General features: G+C 65.6%; 1 protein-coding gene. It reads right to left on the bottom strand.

What is annotated here, in order from left to right:
• Window positions 1–17: 17 nt before the first annotated feature.
• On the bottom strand, window positions 18–308 hold a 291-nt coding region (locus tag FBT96_RS17615; protein ID WP_136908972.1), incomplete at its 5' end, for a single-stranded DNA-binding protein.

Below are 308 nucleotides of genomic sequence, written 5' to 3'. Positions count from 1 at the left end.
GGCCGAGGCCCCGTTCGTCAGAACGGGATCTCGTCGTCGCGGTCGATGAACTCGGGGCTTTCGCCCTCGGCAGCCTTCGGGCGGCTCAAGAAGTCGACCCGCTCCGCGATGATCTCGCAGCCGTAGCGATCCACGCCCGCCGCGTCGGTCCATTTCGTGTAGTGGATGCGCCCCTGCACCAGAACCTTCATCCCCTTCTCGCAGTGCTCCGCCACCGTCTTGCCCAGACCGTTGAAGCAGGTGATGCGGTGCCATTCCGTGTCCATGATCCGGTAGCCGTTCTCGTCGCGCAGCACCCGGCCTTCCGA

The organism is Rhodobacter capsulatus (assembly GCF_005144475.1).
Classification (GTDB): Bacteria; Pseudomonadota; Alphaproteobacteria; order Rhodobacterales; family Rhodobacteraceae; genus Rhodobacter; species Rhodobacter capsulatus_C.
Note: the sequence above shows the minus strand (reverse complement) of the source record. Positions and strands in the feature narration are given on the sequence as shown.